This window comes from Glutamicibacter sp. NPDC087344 (assembly GCF_044744225.1).
In the GTDB taxonomy this organism is placed as follows: domain Bacteria; phylum Actinomycetota; class Actinomycetes; order Actinomycetales; family Micrococcaceae; genus Glutamicibacter.
The window spans coordinates 81,874-105,267 of the sequence record NZ_JBIUXY010000013.1 but is presented as its reverse complement, the minus strand read 5'-3'; the positions used below and the strand labels follow the sequence as shown (position 1 = coordinate 105,267).

At 61.6% G+C, this 23,394-nt stretch carries 23 protein-coding genes; 13 read left to right on the top strand and 10 right to left on the bottom strand.

The window, feature by feature from the left end:
* Positions 1-423: 423 nt before the first annotated feature.
* From ACIOWL_RS19090 to ACIOWL_RS19060, 7 genes are all read left to right on the top strand, one after another.
* On the top strand, positions 424-1,206 hold the full coding sequence (locus tag ACIOWL_RS19090; protein ID WP_400388858.1) for an SDR family oxidoreductase: 783 nt from the start codon (positions 424-426) through the stop codon (positions 1,204-1,206).
* A gap of 178 nt (positions 1,207-1,384) precedes the next feature.
* Positions 1,385-3,358: a M13 family metallopeptidase gene (locus tag ACIOWL_RS19085; RefSeq protein ID WP_400388855.1), complete on the top strand. Its 1,974-nt coding sequence runs from the start codon at positions 1,385-1,387 to the stop codon at positions 3,356-3,358.
* 75 nt (positions 3,359-3,433) lie between these two features.
* The gene (lysS, locus tag ACIOWL_RS19080) at positions 3,434-4,993 is read left to right on the top strand and encodes a lysine--tRNA ligase (protein WP_400388852.1); all 1,560 of its coding nucleotides are present in this window, start codon (positions 3,434-3,436) and stop codon (positions 4,991-4,993) included.
* A 5-nt stretch (positions 4,994-4,998) separates the two neighbouring features.
* The gene (locus tag ACIOWL_RS19075; protein ID WP_400388849.1) at positions 4,999-5,166 is read left to right on the top strand and encodes a hypothetical protein; all 168 of its coding nucleotides are present in this window, start codon (positions 4,999-5,001) and stop codon (positions 5,164-5,166) included.
* Between the two features lie 136 nt (positions 5,167-5,302).
* Complete coding sequence (locus tag ACIOWL_RS19070; RefSeq protein WP_400388846.1) at positions 5,303-5,623, top strand: Lsr2 family protein; 321 nt, start codon at positions 5,303-5,305, stop codon at positions 5,621-5,623.
* Positions 5,624-5,891: 268 nt separating this feature from the next.
* Positions 5,892-8,405: an ATP-dependent Clp protease ATP-binding subunit gene (locus ACIOWL_RS19065; RefSeq protein ID WP_400388843.1), complete on the top strand. Its 2,514-nt coding sequence runs from the start codon at positions 5,892-5,894 to the stop codon at positions 8,403-8,405.
* 86 nt (positions 8,406-8,491) lie between these two features.
* Positions 8,492-8,956 carry a hypothetical protein gene (locus ACIOWL_RS19060; RefSeq protein WP_400388840.1) on the top strand — a complete coding sequence of 155 codons (465 nt, stop codon included), beginning with the start codon at positions 8,492-8,494 and terminating at the stop codon, positions 8,954-8,956.
* Here the strand turns inward: ACIOWL_RS19060 and ACIOWL_RS19055 are convergent.
* The 4 genes from ACIOWL_RS19055 to ACIOWL_RS19040 are packed head-to-tail and all read right to left on the bottom strand — an operon-like array spanning position 8,953 to position 11,479.
* Positions 8,953-9,399 (bottom strand): iron chaperone, encoded by a 447-nt coding sequence (locus tag ACIOWL_RS19055; protein ID WP_400388837.1) that lies wholly within the window; start codon positions 9,397-9,399, stop codon positions 8,953-8,955. The genes ACIOWL_RS19060 and ACIOWL_RS19055 overlap by 4 nt on opposite strands.
* Before the next feature lie 11 nt (positions 9,400-9,410).
* Positions 9,411-9,818 (bottom strand): VOC family protein, encoded by a 408-nt coding sequence (locus ACIOWL_RS19050; RefSeq protein WP_400388834.1) that lies wholly within the window; start codon positions 9,816-9,818, stop codon positions 9,411-9,413.
* A 47-nt stretch (positions 9,819-9,865) separates the two neighbouring features.
* Positions 9,866-10,210 carry a helix-turn-helix domain-containing protein gene (locus ACIOWL_RS19045; protein WP_400388863.1) on the bottom strand — a complete coding sequence of 115 codons (345 nt, stop codon included), beginning with the start codon at positions 10,208-10,210 and terminating at the stop codon, positions 9,866-9,868.
* A gap of 57 nt (positions 10,211-10,267) precedes the next feature.
* Positions 10,268-11,479, bottom strand: a complete 1,212-nt coding sequence (locus ACIOWL_RS19040) for an MFS transporter (protein ID WP_400388831.1) — start codon at positions 11,477-11,479, stop codon at positions 10,268-10,270.
* Positions 11,480-11,610: 131 nt separating this feature from the next.
* Between ACIOWL_RS19040 and ACIOWL_RS19035 the strand changes: the two genes are divergently transcribed.
* Entirely contained in the window at positions 11,611-12,117 is a 507-nt protein-coding gene (locus ACIOWL_RS19035; RefSeq protein WP_400388828.1) for an amino-acid N-acetyltransferase, read from the top strand.
* Between the two features lie 24 nt (positions 12,118-12,141).
* On the opposite strand, the gene ACIOWL_RS19030 is transcribed toward ACIOWL_RS19035, so the two are convergent.
* Entirely contained in the window at positions 12,142-13,050 is a 909-nt protein-coding gene (locus ACIOWL_RS19030; protein ID WP_400388825.1) for an A/G-specific adenine glycosylase, read from the bottom strand.
* Between the two features lie 84 nt (positions 13,051-13,134).
* Here ACIOWL_RS19030 and ACIOWL_RS19025 point away from each other — a divergent pair, with 84 nt between their 5' ends.
* Positions 13,135-13,737 carry a hypothetical protein gene (locus tag ACIOWL_RS19025; protein WP_400388822.1) on the top strand — a complete coding sequence of 201 codons (603 nt, stop codon included), beginning with the start codon at positions 13,135-13,137 and terminating at the stop codon, positions 13,735-13,737.
* 4 nt (positions 13,738-13,741) lie between these two features.
* Here ACIOWL_RS19025 and disA read toward each other — a convergent pair whose 3' ends face one another.
* The 3 genes from disA to ACIOWL_RS19010 are packed head-to-tail and all read right to left on the bottom strand — an operon-like array spanning position 13,742 to position 17,406.
* The gene (disA, locus tag ACIOWL_RS19020) at positions 13,742-14,815 is read right to left on the bottom strand and encodes a DNA integrity scanning diadenylate cyclase DisA (RefSeq protein WP_400388820.1); all 1,074 of its coding nucleotides are present in this window, start codon (positions 14,813-14,815) and stop codon (positions 13,742-13,744) included.
* Between the two features lie 33 nt (positions 14,816-14,848).
* Positions 14,849-16,243, bottom strand: a complete 1,395-nt coding sequence (gene radA / locus ACIOWL_RS19015; protein ID WP_400388818.1) for a DNA repair protein RadA — start codon at positions 16,241-16,243, stop codon at positions 14,849-14,851.
* Between the two features lie 20 nt (positions 16,244-16,263).
* Positions 16,264-17,406, bottom strand: a complete 1,143-nt coding sequence (locus tag ACIOWL_RS19010) for an aromatic acid exporter family protein (protein WP_400388815.1) — start codon at positions 17,404-17,406, stop codon at positions 16,264-16,266.
* A gap of 217 nt (positions 17,407-17,623) precedes the next feature.
* On the opposite strand from ACIOWL_RS19010, the gene pstS reads away from it, so the two are divergent.
* From pstS to pstB, 4 genes are all read left to right on the top strand, one after another.
* Positions 17,624-18,745 carry a phosphate ABC transporter substrate-binding protein PstS gene (gene pstS / locus ACIOWL_RS19005; RefSeq protein WP_400388812.1) on the top strand — a complete coding sequence of 374 codons (1,122 nt, stop codon included), beginning with the start codon at positions 17,624-17,626 and terminating at the stop codon, positions 18,743-18,745.
* 112 nt (positions 18,746-18,857) lie between these two features.
* Positions 18,858-19,793: a phosphate ABC transporter permease subunit PstC gene (gene pstC / locus ACIOWL_RS19000; RefSeq protein ID WP_400388809.1), complete on the top strand. Its 936-nt coding sequence runs from the start codon at positions 18,858-18,860 to the stop codon at positions 19,791-19,793.
* Positions 19,793-20,935 (top strand): phosphate ABC transporter permease PstA, encoded by a 1,143-nt coding sequence (pstA, locus tag ACIOWL_RS18995; RefSeq protein WP_400388806.1) that lies wholly within the window; start codon positions 19,793-19,795, stop codon positions 20,933-20,935. Before pstC ends, pstA begins: the two co-directional genes overlap by 1 nt.
* Before the next feature lie 49 nt (positions 20,936-20,984).
* Positions 20,985-21,764 (top strand): phosphate ABC transporter ATP-binding protein PstB, encoded by a 780-nt coding sequence (pstB, locus tag ACIOWL_RS18990; protein ID WP_400388802.1) that lies wholly within the window; start codon positions 20,985-20,987, stop codon positions 21,762-21,764.
* A gap of 114 nt (positions 21,765-21,878) precedes the next feature.
* On the opposite strand, the gene ACIOWL_RS18985 is transcribed toward pstB, so the two are convergent.
* Positions 21,879-22,157 (bottom strand): hypothetical protein, encoded by a 279-nt coding sequence (locus ACIOWL_RS18985; RefSeq protein WP_400388799.1) that lies wholly within the window; start codon positions 22,155-22,157, stop codon positions 21,879-21,881.
* A 212-nt stretch (positions 22,158-22,369) separates the two neighbouring features.
* Entirely contained in the window at positions 22,370-23,389 is a 1,020-nt protein-coding gene (locus tag ACIOWL_RS18980) for an anion permease (RefSeq protein ID WP_400388796.1), read from the bottom strand.
* Positions 23,390-23,394 lie beyond the last annotated feature (5 nt).

Below are 23,394 nucleotides of genomic sequence, written 5' to 3'. Positions count from 1 at the left end.
CTAAGGCCCATTGCGCCGATGGTACTGCACTCGTGAGGGTGTGGGAGAGTAGGTCACCGCCGGACTTAACTTGATAGGGGGAGGGTCCTAACACAGTGTGTGTGTTGGGGCCCTTCTCTTGTTTAACCCGGGGTTTGCTCCTTGTGGGGTGGGGTGTTGCTCTTTGTGGGGTGTGGTGTTGGTGGGGGTCCTGGTGGGGCCCTCTTTTTCGTGTTTAACGGTGTTTTCTCTGCCTGACGACGGGCCAGCGCGGCCCTGTTCGTATCTTTAAATCCCGGTCGTTGCCTTAGACAATGATGGTCTGGACGGAACAGGATTTCCTGCTATTCAAGCATTCGTCGTTAGTCTGTCGTTTAAGCGCTCACCGCTACTCTTCAATAGCGGTTTAGCGGTAGACAACGAGATGAATTGTGGGCTTTGGTTTTGAGAACTTACATCGTAACTGGCGCGGGATCGGGAATCGGCATGGCGACCGTAGAACTCCTGAGAGAACGCGGCCAAAAGGTCATCGGGGTAGATCTTCGCGGTGCAGAAATCACCGCTGATCTGTCCACCGCTGAAGGTCGGCAGGCTGCAATCGATGAAACGCTGCGATTGAGTGAAGGCAGGGTTGATGCTGTCATTGCTGCTGCTGGAATTTCTGCACCCAAAGCACTGACCGTGGCCGTGAACTACTTCGGCGTCACTGAATACCTCGAGGGGCTTTTGCCAGCTTTGTCCACGGCAGACGCACCACGCGTCGCGGTCGTCTCTTCTATGGCTTCCCTCCAGCCCAATTCCGCTGAGCTTGTCGATGCACTGCTGGACGGGGACGAACAGGCAGCGTTGGCCATCGGTAAAACGCTGGAGGAGCAAGGCCCTGGAGCCGGCTACCTGAACTATCCGTCGTCAAAACGCGCACTGAGTCGTTGGGTTCGACGCGAATGCATCACCCCTCGTTGGGCTGGCGCCGGCATCCCACTGAACGCAGTAGCGCCCGGCACCGTGATCACCAACATGACCCGCGAGCTGCTCGCCACCGAGGAAGGCCGAGCCGGCGTCGATGCTCACGTGCCGATGCCACTGAACTACCATTCCGAAGCCGTTGTCATCGCGAAATTGTTGCTGTGGCTGACCAGCGAGGAAAATACCCACGTGACCGGCCAGACCATCTATATTGACGGCGGCGCTGATGCTTCACTGCGCGGTGATGATATCTGGAGCTAGGCCTAGACGCATCGAGCTAACCCGTTTCTGAGGTTGTTGTTGCCTCGAGCACCGCGGTGTTCGGGGCAACAACCGTTTAAGCCGTTGGTGGATGACTCAATGCGAAGGGCACTATTTCCCAAGAACTGGCTACAGTGTGTAATAGGTTTAGCCCGATCTTCTATGAAGGAGTAGTTTCTTGACGACCGAATTGCCTGATGTGCTGAAGTACCGTGACGACTCCATTCGCCCGCAGGATGACCTGTATCGCCATAGCAACGGTAAATGGTTTGAAACCGCGACGATCCCCAGCGATCAGGGAATCTATGGTTCATTTATGGAATTGCGTGATGAAGCGGAGTCGGCAGTCCACGCCATTATCAAAGATGCCGTAGCGGCGCACGAATCCGGTAAGGAAATCGACGCTGCAACACGTCGCATTGCTCACCTTTATGGATCGTTCATGAATGAACAGATTATTGAGGAACGCGGTGCCGCTCCTGTTGCCAGTTACCTTCAGTCCATTGCACAGGTCAATGACGTCAAGGGCCTGCTGGAGCTATCCGGCGCGTTTTACCGCAAGGGGATCAGCGGATTCGTTGACATCGGGGCCATGAATGATGCCGGGAACCCAGAGCGCAACCTGCTCACGTTCCTGCAGGCAGGGCTGGGGCTTCCAGATGAGTCCTACTACCGCGAAGAACAGTTCGCCCAGACCGTAGAAGACTATCGTGAACACCTGGAGCGCCTGTTGAGCTTGGGCGGGCATGATCAGGCTGAAGAAGCTGCAGCTTCCGTGGTGCAGCTCGAGACTGCCCTCGCATCCCACCACTGGGACCGGGTTAAGGTGCGAGACGCGCAAGCCCGCTACAACCTGCTTTCCGGTGAAGATCTGTTCGGTCTCATGCCAGGTCTGCGCGACTGGCTGGCCGGCGCAGGAATCACTGACAAATACTTCCAAGAGGTGGTTCTGTGGCAGCCAAGCTACATCGAGGCACTCTCCACCCTGCTTCAGGAACAACCGCTGCAAGCTTGGAAAAACTGGCTAACCGTGCAGGTCCTGCGTTCGTTCGCACCCTACCTGTCCAGCGCATTCGTGAATGAGAACTTTGCCTTCTACTCGGCAAAACTCGGTGGTGTTGAGAAGCTCAAGGACCGCTGGAAGCGAGGAGTGTCCTTCACCGAGGGCGCTGTGGGTGAAGACCTCGGCCAGCTCTACGTGGCAAAAAATTTCCCGCCCGAAGCCAAAACCGCCATGGACGCACTGGTTCAGCGACTCATTGAGGCCTACCGGATTTCCATCAGCAACCTTCCTTGGATGGGTGCTGACACCGTCCAGAAGGCACTGGACAAGCTCTCGAAATTCCGTCCAAAGATCGGTTACCCGGATCAGTGGATTGACTACTCTTCAATTGAAACCGATGAGTTGGATGTGATTGCCAACCGCGCGGCTACCAATGAGTTCGAATTCAAGCGCGAACTGAAAAAGATTGACGACGGTGTGGATCGCGAGCTGTGGTTTATGTACCCGCAGACGGTCAACGCGTACTATCACCCGTTGCTGAACGAGATCGCTTTCCCAGCCGCGATCTTGCGTCTGCCGTTCTTCGACGTCGACCGTGATGTTGCCTCGAACTTCGGTGCGATTGGCGCGGTAATTGGCCACGAAATTGGTCACGGTTTTGACGACCAGGGTTCGCAATACGACGGTAGCGGGCAGCTAACAAACTGGTGGACCGATGAGGACCGTGAAGCGTTCGAACGGTTGACCGGAAAGCTGGTTGACCAGTACAACGCGCTCAGCCCGACCGAAGCCCCAGACCATCAGGTCAACGGGGCGCTGACCCTGGGCGAAAATATCGGAGACCTGGGTGGTCTGGGTATTGCCTACAAGGCGTACAAGCTTGAACTTGCCGCCAATGGAATCATTGAAGACGAGGTCATCGACGGGGTCAGCGGAGACCAGCGTTTCTTCTACTCATGGGCCGAATGCTGGCGTACGTTGATCCGCCCGGAGACCGCAGTGGTCCGGGTGACTACCGACCCGCATGCTCCCGGTGAATTCCGCTGCAACCAGGTGCCAAAAAACCTTGATGCTTTCCACAAGGCTTTTGGCACGAAGCCGGGTGACGGGATGTGGCTGGAGCCAGAAGAGCGCGTAGTGATCTGGTAGTCCACCTTGCGGGCGCGGAAGTCGAACGACTTCCGCGCCCGCGGTGTTAACCTATGGTGCGATGTAAGTCTGATCATGATCAGCTCATCGCCCCCGGAATCACACGTAGAATGGGATATTGTGACTTCCGAAAATAATTCCGCACAGGCCCCTGATCCGAACGACCAACGACAGGTCCGCACCGATAAGCGCAACCAGTTGCAGGCGCTCGGTGAGGAAGCTTACCCAGTTGGTGTTGCCCGTACCCACAGTCTGCAGGAGGTCCGCGAGAAATACGCGCACCTAGAAGCAGGCGACGAAACCGAGGACGTCGTGGGTGTCGTCGGCCGTATCGTGTTCATGCGCAACACCGGAAAGCTGTGCTTCGCGACCCTGCAAGAGGGTGGCCCGAAGGGTGTCGGAGTCCGCCTGCAGGTAATGCTTTCGCTGGCCAATGTTGGTGAGGAGCGCCTCGCCCAATGGAAGTCGCTGGTTGACCTGGGCGACCACGTTTTTGTTTCCGGCAAGGTGATTTCCTCACGCCGCGGCGAGCTGTCCATCATGGCGGATTCGTTCCAGATGGCTTCCAAGGCACTGCGCCCGCTGCCGGTGCTGCATGCCGACTTGAACGAGGAAACCCGTGTGCGCCAGCGCTACGCGGATCTGATCGTCCGCAATGAAGCCCGCGAAATGGTCTACAAGCGTGCGGCAATCGTTCGCGCGGTGCGCAATACGCTGGAAAACCATGAATACGTCGAGGTTGAGACCCCGATGCTGCAGCTGGTGCACGGTGGCGCCTCGGCTCGCCCATTCAAGACCCATCTGAACGCCTTTGACCAGGAAATGACCCTGCGCATCGCGACCGAGCTGTACCTCAAGCGTTGTGTCGTTGGCGGGGTCGACCGCGTTTTCGAAGTGGGACGTATCTTCCGCAACGAAGGTGTTGACTCGACCCACTCGCCGGAGTTCACCACGCTCGAGTGCTACGAAGCGTACGCCGACCAGTTTGTCATGGCGGAGCGTATCAAGGAGATCATCCTCAACGCCGCGGATGCCATTGGCGCCGGTCGCACCATTGAAACTTCCAAGGGCACCGTCAATCTAGACGGTGAATGGCGCTGGGTCAGCGTTTATCCGGGTCTTTCCGACGCGGTTGGAGTAGAAATCACCCCCGAAACCGATGCCTCGGTGCTGCGCGAGATCGCGGTCAAGCACGAGGTGAAGTTCGACCCGGCCTGGAGCGCTCAGAAGCTGGTCATTGAGCTTTTCGGTGGGATCGTTGAGCCGACCCTGATCGACCCAACTTTCGTCTGCGACTACCCGCCGTTGGCTCAGCCGCTGGCACGCCCGCACCGTTCCAAGCCCGGCGTCATCGAGGCCTGGGACCTGATCATCGGTGGTATGGAGCGCGGTACCGCATTCTCCGAATTGATTGATCCGGTGATCCAGCGTGAACGCCTGACCGAGCAGTCGCTGATGGCTGCAGGTGGCGATCCGGAAGCCATGCAGCTTGATGAGGACTTCCTGCGGGCGCTGGAATACGGTGCACCACCCATGGGCGGCATCGGCCTAGGCATCGACCGATTGGTGATGTTGTTTACCGATGTAGGTATTCGTGAGACCATTTTGTTCCCACTTCTCAAGCCGGAGGCGTAATTAACATGCCATTTGTTGAGGCGTTCGTTCCCAGCATCGCACTAGGCCTGCTTTTTTGGTATGTCATGAAAGGGCTTACCAATGCGGACCGTAAAGAACGACAAGCGGAAGCAGAAGCTGATGCGTTAATCCAGAACCGGACCGATTCTGATACGCGCCCAGCAAGCGAATAAGCAAATCCTGATAATTTCTTGTGAATAGATCTTCTAATTCGAAATGTTTCGCGGCAATGTCTATACTTGAGCTACGAAATTAGAGTAGTGCTTACAAGCGGTACTTTACAGGAATAGAGCCGGAGGGAATTCTCAAATGGCACGTCAGGTTCAAATTGCACTGATTGACGATATTGATGGTAGCGAAGCGACCGAGTCGATTGCTTTCAGTGTTGCAGGTCAGCATTTCGAGATTGATTTGAACGATGAGCACGCTGCGCAATTCCATGCGGCACTGGAGCCTTACATTGAGGCTGCACGTTCATCGAAGCAGACCGCGACTAGCGAAGCCCCTGCAATTCGCGCCTGGGCTAAGGATAACAACATTAAGGTCAACGCTCGTGGGCGTTTGAATGCTGATGTTGTTGACGCCTACAACGCAGCTATGCGTAAAGGTGGACGTAACCGCTCCAAGTAAATTGGGCGTTATGAAATAGGCATCTGAGTAGAGAGCCCGTACTTTTTGAGTACGGGCTCTCTATCGCTTTTTAAACCGAATTAGGTCATCATATTGCGTGTTATTTAGTTGGTGTGCAAATGAATTCATTTCGGCCGTCCGGAGTGATGCGCCCGATCTGAAGCGATCGTGAAGTATCTACCGCGGTTATCCCCGTGGCGAACAAGGGAGAATTGCGGGCCGTGGGTGCGTAGCATCGAACTATTGGTAAGCAAGGAGTGTGCCGAAGATGTTTGAGAGATTTACCGACCGTGCCCGTCGAGTTGTCGTGCTCGCCCAAGAAGAGGCGCGCATGCTCAACCACAATTACATCGGCACCGAGCACCTGCTGCTCGGTCTAATCCACGAAGGTGACGGTGTGGCCGCCAAGGCGCTCGAGTCACTGAATATTTCGTTGGGTGCCGTCCGCGAGCAGGTACAGGAGATTATCGGCAAGGGCCAGCAGGCACCATCCGGTCATATCCCGTTCACTCCTCGCGCCAAAAAGGTTTTGGAGCTCTCGCTGCGCGAAGCGCTGCAGCTGGGGCATAACTACATTGGTACCGAGCACATCCTGCTCGGCCTGATCCGCGAAGGCGAAGGCGTCGCCGCCCAGGTGCTGGTGAAGCTCGGTGCCGATCTGGGTCGGGTGCGCCAGCAGGTCATCCAGCTGCTGTCCGGTTACCAGGGCGGCAAGGAAACCGCCTCGGCCGGCGTCAGCTCGGGCGGCCAAGCCGAAGGTGTGCCGGCAGGCTCTGCCGTCCTGGACCAGTTCGGCCGCAACCTCACCGCAGCCGCCCGCGAAGGCAAGCTGGACCCGGTGATCGGTCGCGAGCACGAGATGGAACGTGTGATGCAGGTTCTGTCTCGCCGTACCAAAAACAACCCGGTACTGATCGGTGAACCTGGTGTTGGTAAGACCGCGGTTGTCGAGGGCCTGGCCCAGTCGATCGTGCGTGGCGACGTACCGGAAACCATCAAGGACAAGCAGCTGTACACCCTGGACCTCGGTTCACTGGTGGCCGGTTCCCGCTACCGCGGCGACTTTGAGGAACGCCTGAAGAAGGTCCTCAAGGAAATCCGCACCCGCGGCGACATCATCCTGTTCATCGACGAGATCCACACCCTGGTGGGTGCCGGAGCCGCCGAGGGCGCGATCGATGCTGCCTCGATCCTGAAGCCGATGCTGGCCCGCGGTGAACTGCAGACCATTGGTGCAACCACCCTGGATGAGTACCGCAAGAACATCGAGAAGGATGCGGCGCTCGAGCGCCGTTTCCAGCCGATCCAGGTCAAGGAGCCTTCGGTTGAGCTGACCACGCAGATCCTGCGTGGCCTGCGTGACCGCTACGAGGCGCACCACCGGGTGACCATCACCGACGGCGCGCTGCAGGCCGCCGCGCAGCTGGCGCACCGCTACATCTCGGATCGTTTCCTGCCGGACAAGGCAGTGGACCTGATCGACGAGGCCGGCGCCCGCCTGCGCATCCAGCGGATGACCGCCCCTCCTGCGCTCAAGGAGATGGACGAGGAGATCGCCACCGTCCGCCTGGAGAAGGAAGCGGCCATCGACGCCCAGGACTTCGAGGGTGCGGCATCGCTGCGCGACAAGGAGTCCAAGCTCATCGAGGCCCGCAACGACAAGGAAAAGGCCTGGCGCAACGGCGACCTGGATGAAATTTCCGAGGTCACCGAGGAGCTTATTGCCGAGGTTCTGGCTAACTCGACCGGTATCCCGGTAGTGAAGCTGACCGAGGAAGAGTCCACGCGACTGCTGAACATGGAAGACGAGCTGCACAAGCGTGTGATCGGCCAGGATTCGGCCATCAAGGCCATCTCCCAGGCGATCCGTCGTACCCGTGCGGGCCTGAAGGATCCGAACCGCCCCGGCGGCTCGTTCATCTTCGCCGGCCCAACCGGTGTGGGTAAAACGGAGCTGGCCAAGGCGTTGGCGGAATTCCTCTTCGGTGAAGAGGACGCGCTGATCACCTTGGACATGTCCGAATACTCGGAGAAGCACACGGTTTCACGTCTGTTCGGTGCACCTCCAGGTTACGTCGGTTACGAAGAAGGCGGGCAGCTGACCGAGAAGGTTCGCCGCCGTCCGTTCTCCGTGGTGCTCTTCGACGAGGTCGAGAAGGCCCACGCGGACCTGTTCAACTCGCTTTTGCAGATTCTGGAAGACGGCCGTTTGACCGACTCGCAGGGTCGTGTGGTGGACTTCAAGAACACCATCATCATCATGACCACGAACCTCGGCACCCGGGACATCTCCAAGGGTGTGATGACCGGTTTCCAGGCCTCGGGAGATACCCGCACCGGCTACGAGCGGATGCAGGCAAAGGTCCAGGAGGAACTGCGCCAGCATTTCCGTCCGGAGTTCCTGAACCGTGTTGACGACATCGTGGTCTTCCCGCAGCTGAGCCAGGAAGAGATCGAAGAGATCGTCGACCTGTTCATCGGCCGCCTGCGCAAGCGCCTGGACGAGCGTGGCATCACGATCGAACTGACCGCCGCCGCACGCAGCCTGCTGGCGCAGCGCGGGTACGATCCGGCCATGGGCGCCCGCCCGCTGCGCCGCACCATCCAGCGCGACATCGAGGATCAGCTCTCCGAGAAGATCCTGTTCGGCCAGGTTGTCACCGGCCAGAAGGTCACCGTTGACGTCGAAGGTGAAGGCGAGAGCCGGAAGTTCACATTCCACGCCGAAGGCGGCACCGGCGAGCTTGAAGGCGAGCCGGCACCGGCCGCGCTGGAAAGCTAAGCCGCAGACCCTGAAACCCGCGGGGCGCGGACCTGGAGAAATCCAAGTCCGCGCCCCGCGGGTTTTGTGCTGTTAGGCTGTTGGGTATGTCCACAGTGCGCAAATATTACCTGCTCCTGGTCGGGCCCTGCGTGGCATTGCTAGCATACGCTGGGCTCTACCTGCAGCTGCGGGAACACCTGCCTCAGGCGCTCGCCCGCCACCTTGGTCCCGATGGAATCGGCTACACCTCAACGCTGGTTGTTGTGGGAAGCGCGGCCGGGATTGCGGTGCTGGCCTTCGGCATCGGGGCCTGGACGTGCCTGGACTTCACGAGCCTGGGCCACTGGTACACCGGAAACAAATCAATTGTTGTGTGCTCCCTCGCCGCGGGGTACGGTGTGCTGGGGCTCGGCGTGGGCACGATGGCCAGCGCAAACGCCGGACAGGCTCCTGCAGACGGTGCGAGCACGATCGGCTGGGGGCTGCTGGCGTTGCTCATCGGCTTCAGCCTCACGGCAGTGGTGCTCAGCAGGGTGCTGCCCGCCGCGCAACGAGAGAGCCTGTCCTAGCTTGCCGCAGCCTGAGCCACCAGCGCCGCGATCTGTTCCTCCAGCTGGTCATCCAGCGCGGTGATGGCAAACGAGGTCGGCCACATGGTGCCCGCATCCAGCCGCGCCACATCGTTGAACCCGAGGGTCAGGTAGCGGGCCTCAAATTTCTGGGCATCCTGGATGAAACAAAGAATCTTGCCGTCCAGGGCATAGGCCGGCATTCCATACCAGGTTTTTGGTTCAAGCTGCGGGGCGGTGCTGGTGATGATGCGGTGCAAGCGTTGCGCGATCTCTTGATCGCTTCCGGAATAACCAGCAATCTTCTCTTCTACGTCTTTGCGTGCCTGGGCCGCCTTTTCGGCTTTGGTCATGCGCTTTTTGGGGGCGCGGACCTCTGCCGCACGTTCCTTCATCGCGGCCTTTTCAGCGGCGCTGAATCCTTCTTGGTCGGTTGTCGCCATGTGCTGGTCTCCTAAGCTGCCTGATTAATGCGGACCATGTTGCCCGAAGGATCCCTGAAGGCGCAATCGCGTGGTCCCCACGGCTGCTGCATCGGTTCCTGCAGCACCTCCGCTCCGCTGGCCGAGAGCGACTCGAACAACGTGTCGAGCTCTGGCACGGTGAGCACCAAACCACCCAACGCGCCCTTGGCCACCAGCTCGCCGAGCGCCTGGGCATCCTCATCGGAGCGGCCGGCGCCCGGGGCAGAAAGCACCAGGTTCAGCCCGCCCTGTGCGGGCACTGCCAGGGAAACCCAACGGAAGCCCGCATTGGCCACATCGGAGACGACTTCCAACCCCAACCCGTCGCGATAGAACCCGAGGGCTTCATCAACGTCCAGCACGGTCACGGGGATATATTGCACTGAAATGTTTGTCATGTCTTCAGCCTAGGGGCGCCGGCGCACCGGCGCTTCTTCAAAACTGCTCAGAATCGTTCGGGGCGCAACAGGATTTTTGCGATGCAGGCAGGAATCTGTTCGGTCTGCGTGTGTTCCCGTTCCCGGTAAGCCGACGGAGATTCACCCACCACCTCGGTGAAACGGGTGCTGAACGACCCCAGGGAGGTCCATCCCACCTGCATGCACGTCTCGGTGACACTGTGTCCGGCACGCAACAAATGCATAGCCCGTTCGATACGCCGGGTCAACAGGTAGGAATGCGGGCTTTCACCATAGGCCCGTTTGAACTCGCGGGAAAAATGCGCAGGAGACATCAGCGCACGCTGCGCCATCGCAGGAACATCCAGCGGGTCCGCGAAGTGCCGGTCCATCAGGTCTCGCGCCCGGCGAAGGTGTGCGAGAGTTTTTAACGCTTGGTGGTCCAAGGCTCAGCTCCTTGTCCGGCGCCGGAATACGAGGAACAGTCCGAGCGCCGTGCAACACAGGTAGATGCCTATCACGGTGATCCAGCCTGCGGTGAACCCGCCTGGCGAACTGATGAGCAGTCCCATCAGCAACGGCCCGACGGTAAATCCGCCGAATTGCCCCGCGGAGACAATACCGCTGGCGCTGCCCATCCGGCTGACCGGAATTGAACGCAATAATGCGGCCATCAACACCACCGAGACACCCAGCGCCGAGGCCCCGTGCAACAGGACCGCTAACCACAGCGCGGCCGTTGAATGGGTCTGTTGGGCCAGCAAGAACCCGCAACCTCCGAGTGCGGCCAGGGCCGCCAGCAGCAGCAACAGCTTGGGCGCGGCGACACCTCGTGACATCATCCGGCCCCAGCCCACCCGGGCGCTGACCCCCACCACACCAGCTACGGCTGCGGTCATCCCGCCGGCGACCAGCGAGAAATCCAACTCGCGTACCGCGAACAATGGCAGGTAGAAATTGGTGGCCTGCACCCCGATGCCGTTGACGAAGCCGAAAAGTGTCAGCGCGAAAATGATAAAACGCGGCGAGGAACTATCAGTGCTGGTGGATTGGCTGGACCGCGGCGCGGCCGGTTTGGGTACTTGGAGCAGCGGAACCACGGCCAGCACCCGAACTGCCAGGACACCCACGATGGCGGCCAGCACCGCGCCAACCAGCGAGGCGCCGTGCCAGCCAATGACGGCCGCCAACAGGGGGAATCCCACACTGCCGATCAGCTGGGAAACCTGGACACCCGACTGTTTCACCCCAGTCCAGCCGATGCGCTTCTCGGGTGGAACCCGCTGGGCAAGGATGCGGTTGGTCACCCCATTGGGGAAAGACTGAGCGAAACCGGAGATGCCGGCGGCAACCAGCAGAACAACGTAACCCGCCGGAATTGCCGCGATACCCATGGCCGCGGCGGCCAACCCGAACACGATCAACAGCAGCCGGGTATCCGGCTGGCGGTCGGCGAACGTGCCGAAAGCGGCATTGCCGAGAGCCGCGCAACCAAAACACACCGTGGCAAGCAGCCCGAATTGTGTCTCGCTGATACCGAGGTCGTTGATGATCAGGTCGCTGGTTGCGCTCAGCCCGTAGTTCAGCAGCGGCGCGATGCCCACCGCGGCAAGCAGGATGGAAAGCAGCCCCATACCCGGGCGTGCTGTGCTCTGCGACATTCTCATCCTTTGGTTCGGTGGATTCTTCTCACCGCAACCAAGTTTGGCACAGGTCACGTGGCATGGTGCCCTCCATGACACATCGGGTACGAAGCTCGAATCTGGAATCGCGCGGGCATAGGATTTAGAAGGTGAATACCTTTACCGTCCGTTCAGCGAAGACCAGCGACGTTCCCGCAATCCGCAACCTTGTGCGACCTTTGGCCGAGGAACGTATCCTGCTGGACAAGGAAGCGGTGACCTACTACGAGTCCATTCAGGAATTTGTGGTTGCCGAAGACGCGGCGGGAAACGTCGTCGGCTGCGGCGGATTGCATGTGATTTGGGAAGATATTGCAGAGATCCGCACCTTGGCCACCTCCAATGAACAGCGTGGCAAGGGTGTGGGGCATGTGCTGCTCACCGAATTGCTCCAGCGCGCGCGCCAGGTCGGGGTGCACCGGGTATTCTGCCTGACCTTCGAAGTGAAATTTTTCGAACGACAGGGTTTCAGCGTCATGGCTGACCAGAGCGCGGTAGATCCTTCGGTCTACCAGGAAATCCTGCTTTCCCGCGATGAAGGTGTGGCAGAATTCTTGGATCTGGCACGGGTGAAACCCAACACCCTGGGTAACACCCGGATGATCATTTCCTTGTAGTCCGCCTCCTGCGCCGCCGTGAGCCTAGGACGGCAGGCGGATTCCTTCCGGCTCGGCCATTGCAAGGCCGTCCTTGAGCAGCCCGGCCAACGCACGCTCGCGCTGCTGCAGCGGGGCCTGGAGCTTGCCCAAGGCCACATACTTCGGGTGTGTTTGCCTCGATAAGTCCGTGAGGAACGAAGCTTCGGGAACCGGTTCGTCGTGTTCGCGCAACACGGCCATGATTCCGCCGCGCACCTGGCGGTCGGTGCCATGCCAGGCCTGCCCCTTGGGGGTGTAGTGCGGGTCAGGCCGGCCGGCGGCAATCCACGCGCACTGCTCGAACACCGGGCATTGCTCGCATTTGGGGCTGCGCGCGGTGCAGACCAACGCGCCAAGCTCCATCACCGAGATGTTCCAGAGATTCGCGGTGTGAGGCTCGGCCGGTTGCACCTCGCGCGCTCGGGCGAACTCGCTGGCGCGGGGATTCGGTTCGGGCAGCGCCATGCCGCCGAAAAGCCTCGCCTGCACCCGACGGATATTCGTGTCGACCACCACCGTCGGCTCGCCGAAGGCAAAACAGGCAATCGCCGCCGCCGTGTAGTCTCCCACTCCGGGCAGCGCCCGAAGCTGCGCTTCGCTCTGCGGAACCTGCCCGTTGTATTCGGTGGTGATTTCAACTGCCGCCGCATGAAGGCGCTGCGCACGCCTGGGGTAACCGAGCCGGCCCCACGCCTTGAGCGCTTCAGACAACGGTTCCGCCGCAAGATCTTGCGGCCTGGGCCAGCGCTGCATCCAAGCTTCCCAAACCGGCAGAACCCGGACAACCGGGGTTTGCTGAAGCATAAATTCACTGACCATGACCTCCCAGCCGGTCACCCCGGGGCGGCGCCAGGGCAGGTCGCGTTGGTTATTCAGATACCAGTGGTTGATCTTCTCGTGAATTTGCTGCACCCATCCACTCTAAGTCAGCTGATTCACGGTGCAGAACCGGTAAAAATCACACGGAGCGGCCGGAGAATGAACTAGCCTTAAGCCATGAGCAACACTTCGGGGGATAAGCCATCGGCCCGCGTCTATCGGCGCCGGCGCATCACCGTGGCCGTTTTGGCCCTGGTGCTGGTTGGGCTCATCATCTGGGGTGCGACCGCGATTGCGGGAATCTTTGGCGGAAACGATCAGCCCGAGGCCGCGGCCCCGGTGTCCGCGACGGCCTCACCCAGCGCCGGTGAAAGCGCCCCGCCAGCGGACTCCAACAGCTGCAAGGCCGAAGAAATCAAGATTACCGCCACCACCGATCAGTCCTCCTATGCCTCCGGGGAGGAACCGGTGCTCACCCTGGGGATCGAAAACACCTCTGAGCGCGAGTGCGAGGTCAACGTGGGAACCAGCCAGCAGGAATTCCTGATTTCCAGCGGCTCCGACCGGATCTTCTCCACGGTTGACTGCCTGGACAACGGTGAGGACGTGCTGCTTTCCTTCGCGGCCGGGCAAAAGGAAAATGCGAAGTTCACCTGGAACCGCAACCGCTCGGCACCCGGCTGCAAGGCGGTCAACGTGCAACCGCTGCCGGGAACCTACAAATTCACCGCCGCGATCGGCGAAATGACCAGCGACCCGGCGACGTTTGTGCTGAAGTAGGCCCCTAGATGTAGCGGTCAAGCAGCGAGGATTCAGCCATCCGCGCCAGCCCCTCGCGGATCGAGCGGGCACGCTGTTCGCCGACACCTTCAATTTCCATCAGCTGGCTGGTGGAAGCGGCCATCAACAGCTGGAGGTTGTCGAAAGACGCCACCAAACGCTCACCGATCGCCTTGGGCACGGCGCGGATCTGCGAGAGCAGCCGGTATCCCTTCGGGGTGAGGGTATCCTCTTGGTCCGCGGTCGAATTCGGGAAAAGGATCTTGGTCAGCGCCTCGGGTTCGATCAGCTGGGCATCTGAAATTTCGTGCAGTTTTTCCAGGGCAGACTCGATGTCCAGCTCCTGGCCCTCGGCGTGGGAATAGTCGCGCAACAGCAGCTGGTTGTCCACCTGGATTCCAGCCAAAAGTTCGGTGTGCTGGGAGGCGAGCAGGCGGCCGTCGGCCCCGAGCTCGAGCACCGAACGGGAAATCTCTTCACTGGTGCGGCGCAACATTTCGGTGCGCTGGAGTACCGCCAAAACCTCGCGCACGGTGGCCGTGTCCTCGATCTCAGCGGCGGATAACGCGCTGGTGACCTGGTCCAACCGGTGACGGTAGCGCTCAAGTGTGGCAATTGCCTGGTTGCCGCGAGCCAACAGCCGCTCGGCCGGCTCCAGCACGTGGCGCTCGCCGGCGGCGTACAGGGTGATGGTTTGCATGGACTGCGAAACGGAGATGACCGGAAAACCGGTCTGCGCCGCAACACGCTCGGCGGTGCGGTGCCGGGTACCGGATTCCTGGGTTTCGATCCGTGCATCGGGCATCAGCTGCACCCCGGCCTGCAGGATTTGGCGCGCTGAGGCGTCCAGGATGATCGCCCCGTCCATTTTGGCCAGTTCACGCAAGCGGGTAGGGGTGTAGTCGGTGTTGATCCGGAAGCCGCCGGAACAGATGGATTCAACTTCCTTGTCGTGCCCCAGCACAATCAAAGCACCGGTCCGTCCACGCTGGATACGTTCCAAGCCTTGCGCCAGTTCGGTTCCCGGCGCGATCCGGGCCAGGGTGGTCAGTAGTTCGGGTGCGGGATGCAATTTCACCGTGCGTCCTTTCAGCGGGCAGCAACAATCATTTTATCGTGCGGGTTTCTGCCGCTGGTTAAAAGCGATATCCAATGCCTGTGCGATGTTTTCCACCTGGAAGACTCGAATCCCTTCCGGAATGTTTTTCAGCGGCTCGGGTGTTGCCGGGGCCATGGCGAAGGAGAAACCCAGGCGCTGGGCTTCGGTGATGCGCCGTGAAATCTCCGGAACCTGGCGGACCTCACCGGCCAGCCCCACCTCTCCGAAGGCGACGAAGTCCTGCGGCAGCGGGAATTCATTCAGTGAGGAGGCCAGGGCCAGCGCGCAGGATAAATCGGCTGCGGGTTCGCTGATCTTAACCCCGCCGACGGTGGCGATATAGGAATCCATGGCGGACAAATCCATGTGGGCCCGGGCCTGCAAAACGGCAACCACCATCTGGGTGCGGGCTGCATCCAATCCGCTGGTGGCCCGGCGCGGGGCTGGGCCGCCGCCGCGCGAGAGCAGGGTCTGGACCTCGGCGACCAGGGGGCGGCGTCCTTCGAGTGTCACCGTGATGCAGGTTCCCGGAACCGGGTTGCGGGTACGGGTGACAAACAGTTTGGACGGGTCGGTCAGCGACTCGATGCCGTCTTCATTCAGGTCGAAACAGCCAACCTCGTCCGTGGCTCCGTAGCGATTTTTCAGCGCTCGAAGTATGCGCAGCCGGGAATGCTTCTCTCCGTCGAATTGGCACACCACATCTACCAGGTGCTCAAGGAGCCGCGGGCCGGCAACCGAACCCTCCTTGGTGACGTGGCCAACCATGATGGTGGTCATGGCCCGGGTTTTGGCCGAATTGATGATGGTCGCGGCGACCTCGCGTACCTGGGAGACGCCGCCGGCGGCGCCGTCGACCTCCGCCGAAGAGAAGGTCTGCACCGAGTCGAGGATCAGCAGGTCCGGGTTGATCTCCTGAATTTGCCCCAGGGCCAATGACAAATCGGTTTCCGCCGCCAGGTAGAGGTTTTCCGCTACCGCATTAATGCGTTCGGCGCGGGACTTGACCTGGGCGGCCGACTCCTCGCCGGTCAAGTACAGCACCCGCAGCCCGGTGTGGGCGGCCTTGGCCGCGACATCAAGCAGCAGGGTGGACTTGCCGACGCCGGGTTCACCGGCCAGCAGGATTGCGGCGGCCGGGACCAGCCCGCCGCCGAGCACCCGGTCCAATTCGGAGACCCCGCTGGGTCTGAAAGCGGCTTCGGAACCGTCGATTTGCGCGATGGGTTTAGCCGGGTGGGCCACCTTGGCCGCGGCGACGGTGCGCGAGGAGATCACCCCGACCTCTTCTACCGTGCCCCAGGCCTGGCATTCGCCGCAGCGCCCCACCCATTTAACCGTGGTCCAGCCGCATTCGGAGCACTTGAAGCTCGCGGTGGATTTGCTGCGTGTGGAAGTTTTGGCCATGGGTTAATGTTAACGACCGGCTAGGACAACTTGGGCAACGCCTCGATGGCCGCCTCGTGGCTGAGCCCGGAGGCTTCCAGCAGGTCGACCAGCAGCGGGCGCAGCAACAGCACCAGCCCCTCTCCCTGCAGCCCTTCAACTTCCAAGGTGCGCGGGTGCAGCTGAGCGGCCGCGGCTTCAAGCTGGTTGCACGCGCCCTTCTCGAACTTGTGCTGCCCGGCCAGGGTCGGTTCGCGCACCGAATGGGCCAGCGAATTGATCCCTTCGGAGATCTCCCGCAGCAGCGGCGCCAAATTGGCCGACCCCTCGGGGGTCAACGCGCTGTTGCTTAGAACCGCGGAGAGCCTGCGGGCGAAAACGCGGGCGTTACGCGCGGCCCAGTCGTAGTGGTTGAAACGTTCCGAAAGCCTGGTGAGCTCTTCGCGGTGCCGTCGTCCGGCCGGGGACAGGGTAGCGATCTCGTGGGCGGCTTTAAAGGTGCCGGGCAGCTGATCCAGGTGCTTCTGGGTGGCTCGGGCCTTGATGAGCGCGTGAAAGGCCGCGCGGCGATCGTCGTCCCGGATGGCCCAGGAGCATTCGAGCATCACTTCGGAAAGCTCCTTGAAGAGGGCGGACAGCGCGGCCACGGGGGTGCGCCTGGGGTCCGAGGGCCACAACACAATGATCAGCAACGCCAGCGCCGAACCGACCAGCGCATCCAGGGAGCGTGAGAACGGCCCGTCCACGCTGATCGGCAGCAGCACCACCAGGGCCGACTGCATTCCCAGCTGGGTAGAGAAAATCGGGCCGGAGTCGAGGTAGCGGGCCACCACCAGGCTCAACGACATCACCACGGCGGCCTGCCAGATCCCCTGGCCGAGCCAGTGCATCAGGGTGTCGCCCAGGGCCACACCCAAGGTGCAGCCAAGGGCTACCTCCGCGGTGCGGCGGATGGTGGTCGCGCCGCCGAACCCCAAGGAGATCAACGCGCTGGTGGCCGCGAAAATGGGCTGGGTGTGGCCTAGCAGGGCTTCGGCCACCCAAAAGGCGCCGATGGCTCCGAGGGTCATCCGCATGATCCGTGGCAGGGAATTTTTGGCGCGGACCAGGCCGGCGGCATTGCGCCGGGTGAGAAAGTTCGAGATGCCTCGGCGTTTGCTGCCGGTGGTTCGGGCGGTGGCCATGGTCCTAAGTCTTTCATGAGGCGCACCGGGAGCCTTGGCAGGGACACAACAATTGCGGTGATCAGGATCACGCCGAACAAAAGCAGGTGTTAACCTTTCGTTCACCTTTGCTGGGGTAGCTGGTTACTTTGGCTCTTTAGCCTCATAAATGAAGCGAGACAGATGTCCGCTGCAAGGTTCAGATCAAGATCTACCAATTTTATGGGGAGTAACTCTCGTGAAGCTCAATCGTTTTGGCAGTGCCGCTGCTGTTCTTTCCGTCGCAGCGCTCGCACTGACCGCTTGCGGTTCCGACAATCCAACCGGTGCCGCCGGGGCCTCGACCTCCGGTGAGACGCCGAGCGCCAACGCCGCGGTCACCGGCACGCTGACCGGCATCGGCGCCTCGAGCCAGAAGTCGGCCATGGAAGCCTGGATCACCGGCTTCAAGGCTGAGAACCCGGAAGCAAACGTGCAGTACTCGCCGGATGGTTCGGGTGCCGGACGCAAGGCGTTCCTGGCCGGCGGCGCGCAGTTCGCAGGCTCGGATGCCTACCTGAAGCCGGAAGAGGCCGAGGAAGCCAAGCAGGTTTGCGGCCCGGACGGCGCCTTCAACGTGCCAGCCTACGTGTCCCCGATCGCCGTGGCATTCAACCTGGATGGTGTTTCGGAGCTGAACCTGGACGCGGCAACCATCGCGAAGATCTTCAAGAAGGAGATCACCACCTGGAACGATGAGGCAATCGCTTCGCAGAACCCAGACGCCACCCTGCCGGACACCGCGATCACCGTGGTGCACCGCAACGACGAGTCCGGCACCACCGAGAACTTCGTCGAGTACCTGAAGGCCGCAGCGGGCGATGTCTGGACCTACGACGTCTCCGGCGACTGGCCATCGGATATCCAGTCGGAGAACGCCAAGGGCACCTCCGGTGTGGTTTCCACCGCCGGCTCGACCGACGGCGCCATCACCTACGCCGACTTCTCCGCCGTGGGCGACCTGTCCACCGTGAACGTCAAGGTCGGCGAGGAATACACCAAGATCTCCGCCGAGGCGGCGGCCAAGGCGCTGGAGACTGCAACCCCGGTTGAGGGCGCAGCCGAGAACGACCTGGCCCTGGACCTCGAACGCGACACCACCGAGGCCGGCACCTACCCGATCGTGCTGCTCTCCTACCACATCTTCTGCACCACCTACAAGGATCAGGCGACCGTTGACCTGGTCAAGGCCTTTGGCAAGTACGCCGTCTCGGCTGCCGGCCAGCAGGTCGCCTCGGATTCGGCCGGCAACGCTCCGCTGTCGACCAGCATGGAGGAGAAGGCGACCGCCGCCATCGATTCCATCACCGTAGCCCAGTAGTACCACGCCGGTCACCGGCACCCGGTGCGGGCGGGAAACCGCCCGCACCAACCCCCTCCACCCCCGCAGCTGCTGCTGCAACACCCTCCAAATTCCGAAAAGGCTTTAGCCAATGACTACCAATGCTTTGACGAGCAAGTCATCGACTTCCGGCCGCGCCGGGGACAAGATCTTCTCAGGCGCCGCGCTCGGCGCCGGTGTACTGATCCTGATCACCCTCTTCGCGGTGGCGGTCTTCCTGCTCATCCAGGCCCTGCCGACGTTCACGGCCGATCCGGCCGACATTTCCGGCGGCGCCGGCTTCTTCACCTACATCTGGCCGATTGTGATCGGCACCGTGATCGCGGCGGCCATCGCCCTGCTGATTGCCACCCCTATCGGTTTGGGAGTGGCACTGTTCATCTCCCACTTCGCTCCGCGCAAGATCGCCGGCCCGCTGGGCTACGTGATCGACCTGCTGGCCGCCATCCCGTCGGTCATCTACGGCGCCTGGGGTTACATGGTCTTGGCCCCGGCCCTGGTGCCCGGCTACGACTGGCTGGCCACCAACCTGGGGTTCATCCCGATCTTCGAAGGCCCCGCAAGCCAGACCGGCAAAACCATGCTGACCGCCGGTATTGTGCTGGCCGTGATGGTGCTTCCGATTATCACCTCGCTGAGCCGCGAAATCTTTTTGCAGACTCCGAAGCTGCATGAGGAAGCGGCCCTGGCACTGGGCGCCACCCGCTGGGAAATGATCACCACCGCGGTGCTTCCCTTCGCCCGCCCCGGAATCATCTCCGCCACCATGCTCGGCCTGGGCCGTGCACTGGGCGAGACCATGGCCGTGGCCCTGGTGCTCTCCACCGGCAACCTCATCCCGTCGCTGATCAAGTCCGGCAACCAGACGATTGCCGCGGAGATCGCGCTGAACTTCCCTGAAGCCTTCGGGCTGCGTCTGGCCGAGCTGATCGCCGCCGGCCTGGTTCTGTTCCTGATCACCCTGGTTGTGAACATGATCGCCCGGGCAATCATCGCCCGCCACAAGGAATTCTCCGGAGCCAACTGATGAGTGCCATGACAACTTCGCAACGCAGCAACACCACCACGCAGTCCACCCCGCCAAGTCGCAAACGCAACACCCTGGCCAAGGGAAAACTGCCGAAGTGGGCCCTGCCCGCCATCGCCGGCGGGTCGATCATCCTCGGTGCCGCCGCCTCCACGCTGACCGGCTTCGCGATTGCCACCTTCGCCATCTACTCCGCGGTGATTTTCCTGATTGCCGCCTCGGTGACCACCACCGTGGTGGAAGGCAAACGCCGCGGTACCAACGCGACCTGGACCTACCTGATCTACGCCTCCTTCATCCTGGCGCTGATCCCGCTGGCCTCGGTGCTGTACACCGTGCTGGAAAAGGGTTTGCCGGGGATGAACGCGCACTTCCTGTTCAGCTCCATGAACGGGGTGACCGGCGCGGTTGACAACCAGACCGTCGAAAACGGCACCCCGGTGGTTGGCGGCGCCTACCACGCGCTGATCGGCACCTTGCTGATCACCCTGTGGGCCACCGTGATCTCCGTGCCGGTGGGCATGCTCACCGCGATCTACCTGGTTGAATACGGCAAAAACGGTCCGCTGTCCCGCGCAATCACCTTCTTTGTCGATGTGATGACCGGTATTCCCTCGATCGTTGCCGGTCTGTTCGCGGCCGCATTCTTCGGGCTGATCATGGGACCGAACTCCCGTATGGGCATCGTCGCCGCGGTGGCCTTGAGTGTGCTGATGATCCCGACGGTGGTCCGCTCCACCGAGGAAATGCTCAAGATCGTCCCCAACGAGCTGCGTGAAGCATCCTACGCACTGGGTGTGCGCCGCTGGCGGACCATCTTGAAGGTAGTGATCCCCACCGCGATCTCCGGCATTGCCTCCGGCGTGACCCTGGCCATCGCCCGCGTGATCGGTGAAACCGCACCGATCCTGGTGACTGCCGGAATCGCCAGCAACATCAATATGAACGTGTTCGCCAACTGGATGTCCACGTTGCCGACGTTCATCTACTACCAGATCATGACGCCAACCAGCCCCACCAACGTCGACCCGTCGACGCAGCGCGCCTGGGCCGCGGCCCTGCTGCTGATCCTCATGGTGATGGCGCTGAACCTGATCGCCCGACTGATCGCTAAGATCTTCGCCCCCAAGAAGGGTCGTTGAGCGTTAGCTCCGGCCTTCGAACTCCCCACATTTTTCAAGGATAAACATCATGGCAAAACGTATCGACGTCAATGACTTGAACGTCTACTACTCGAAGTTCCTCGCTGTTGAAGGTGTCTCCATCAACATCGAACCGAAGTCTGTCACCGCGTTCATCGGCCCCTCGGGCTGCGGCAAGTCGACCTTCCTGCGCACCCTGAACCGCATGCACGAGGTCATCCCCGGCGGCCGCGTGGAGGGCGAGGTCCTGCTGGACGGCGATGATCTGTACGGTGCGGGGGTTGACCCGGTGACCGTGCGCAGCCAGATCGGCATGGTGTTCCAGCGCCCGAACCCGTTCCCCACCATGTCCATCAAGGACAACGTGCTGGCCGGCGTGAAGCTCAACGGCAAAAAGATCTCCAAATCCGACGCCGATTCATTGGTGGAGAAGTCGCTGCGCGGCGCGAACCTGTGGAACGAGGTCAAGGACCGTCTGGATAAGCCGGGCTCGGGCCTGTCCGGCGGACAGCAGCAGCGCCTGTGCATCGCCCGGACCATCGCGGTGAAGCCTGACGTGATCCTGATGGATGAGCCGTGCTCCGCCCTGGACCCGATCTCGACGTTGGCCATCGAAGACCTGATCAACGAGCTGAAGAACGACTACACCGTGGTGATCGTGACCCACAATATGCAGCAGGCCGCACGTGTCAGCGACAAGACCGCGTTCTTCAACATTGCCGGCACCGGCAAGCCGGGCAAGCTCATCGAGTACAACGAGACTGCCGCCATCTTCTCCAACCCGGAGCAGAAGGCCACCGAAGATTACGTCTCCGGACGCTTCGGATAAAGATTTCGTCTACCGCCTGCTTATCGCAGGTCGGTAGGTGAACCGGAAGGGGGGTCTTCCGGGGATCCTGGAGGGGATCACCGCCAGCGGCGCACCTAGGTGCGCCGCTGGTTTTTAAGCACAATGTATTGCTCTCTTGGCCACGGCGCTGGGCTTGGCCGCGCTCAGCGCCGCCACGGAGCCTGAGTCCCGGTTCATTCTCACGCTGCTGGCGTTTGGATTCAGTTTCTGGCCGCCATTGTCCGCGCTGTTCTGGCGGCCGCTGGTCGACCGCGGCACCCTGCGCAATGCGCCACGCAACGTCGAGAACTCGGTGGAATACCGTTGGAGCGATCGTGCGTCGGCCGGCGTGTTCCGCAACATGTTGTTGGTGCTTGGCGTTGGTGGTTTCATTAGGAGGCTGTCCATGAGGGCTAGCGCAGAACTCACTGGCGCAACGGCGCAAAGCCAAAGGGATCTCGAGCCAGAGCATCATCTCATTGGAGAAGGGCCCCTGCGATCCGCCCCTGCCGCCGGTGTCCAGGCTCGCCGCGCTGTTCGGCTGCGCCGTCGAGGGCTTGTTCATACCCGATGCAAACTAGTGCCCCAGGCCGCGGGGAGAGCCGCTAGAACAACGGACTGGTGGCCAACGCGAGCACCGCGCCGCCAAAAACGCACACCACGGGTGTCAGTATCCAGTGCCAGGCGACCCTGATGGCATTGCGCCAGAAAACCGATTCGAAGGCCTGGTTTTTTCCGGCCCCGACGATGCCGCTGGTGACCGCCTGGGTAGTTGAGAGGGGGAGGTGGAAAACCAGCGAGCCGAGGAACAGCATCACCGCGGAGACACCTTGGGCGATCATGCCGCGCAACGGGTCGAAGTTCACCAAGCGCCGTCCCAGCGTGTGGGTGATACGCCAGCCGCCCAACAGGACGCCAAAGGACAGCGCCGCCCCGGCGGCCAGCTGGATGGCCCAGGTGACCGGTCCGGGATCCATCACGTGCCCGGTGATCAGCACCAGGGCAATCATCGCCCCGGTGCGCTGGCCGTCCTGCAGCCCCATGCCCAGGGCCACCGCGCACGCGGTGACCGCCTGCCCGGCGCGAGAAACCTCGTTCACGGTGCGTGAGGTATTGTGCCGCACCAGCCACATCGCCGGGATCACCAGCAGGTAGGACAGGGTGTAGGCGAGGATCGGGGAGAGCAGCAGCGGCAGCAGCACCGAGCCGAGCAGCAGCGCCCACGCTCCGGACATGGAGGCGTCCCCGGTAAACGCCGCCGCGCCGCTGGCCCCCACCAGGCCTGAGAGCAGCGAGTGGGTGGAACTCATCGGCAACCCGCGCCACCAGCAGTACAGTCCCCATGCGCCGGCCGCCAGCAGGCCGCAGATGAGCAGCTTGAGCCCGCCAACCCCGTCGGGAAGATGGATGTCCAGGGCATCCACCAGGGCCGCACTGAGCCCGGAGGTGGCGATGGTGCCGAGGAAGGCGAAAAAGGCCGCGACAACAACCGCAACCACCGGGGTGAGCGCCCGGGTGCGGACCGCGGCTGCGACGGCGTTGGAGGCATCCCTGAAGCCGTTGAGCACGGCGTAGGCCAGGGTCAGGAGCACCGCGACCGCCGTGAAGGCCGAGAGGACGGTCATGGGTC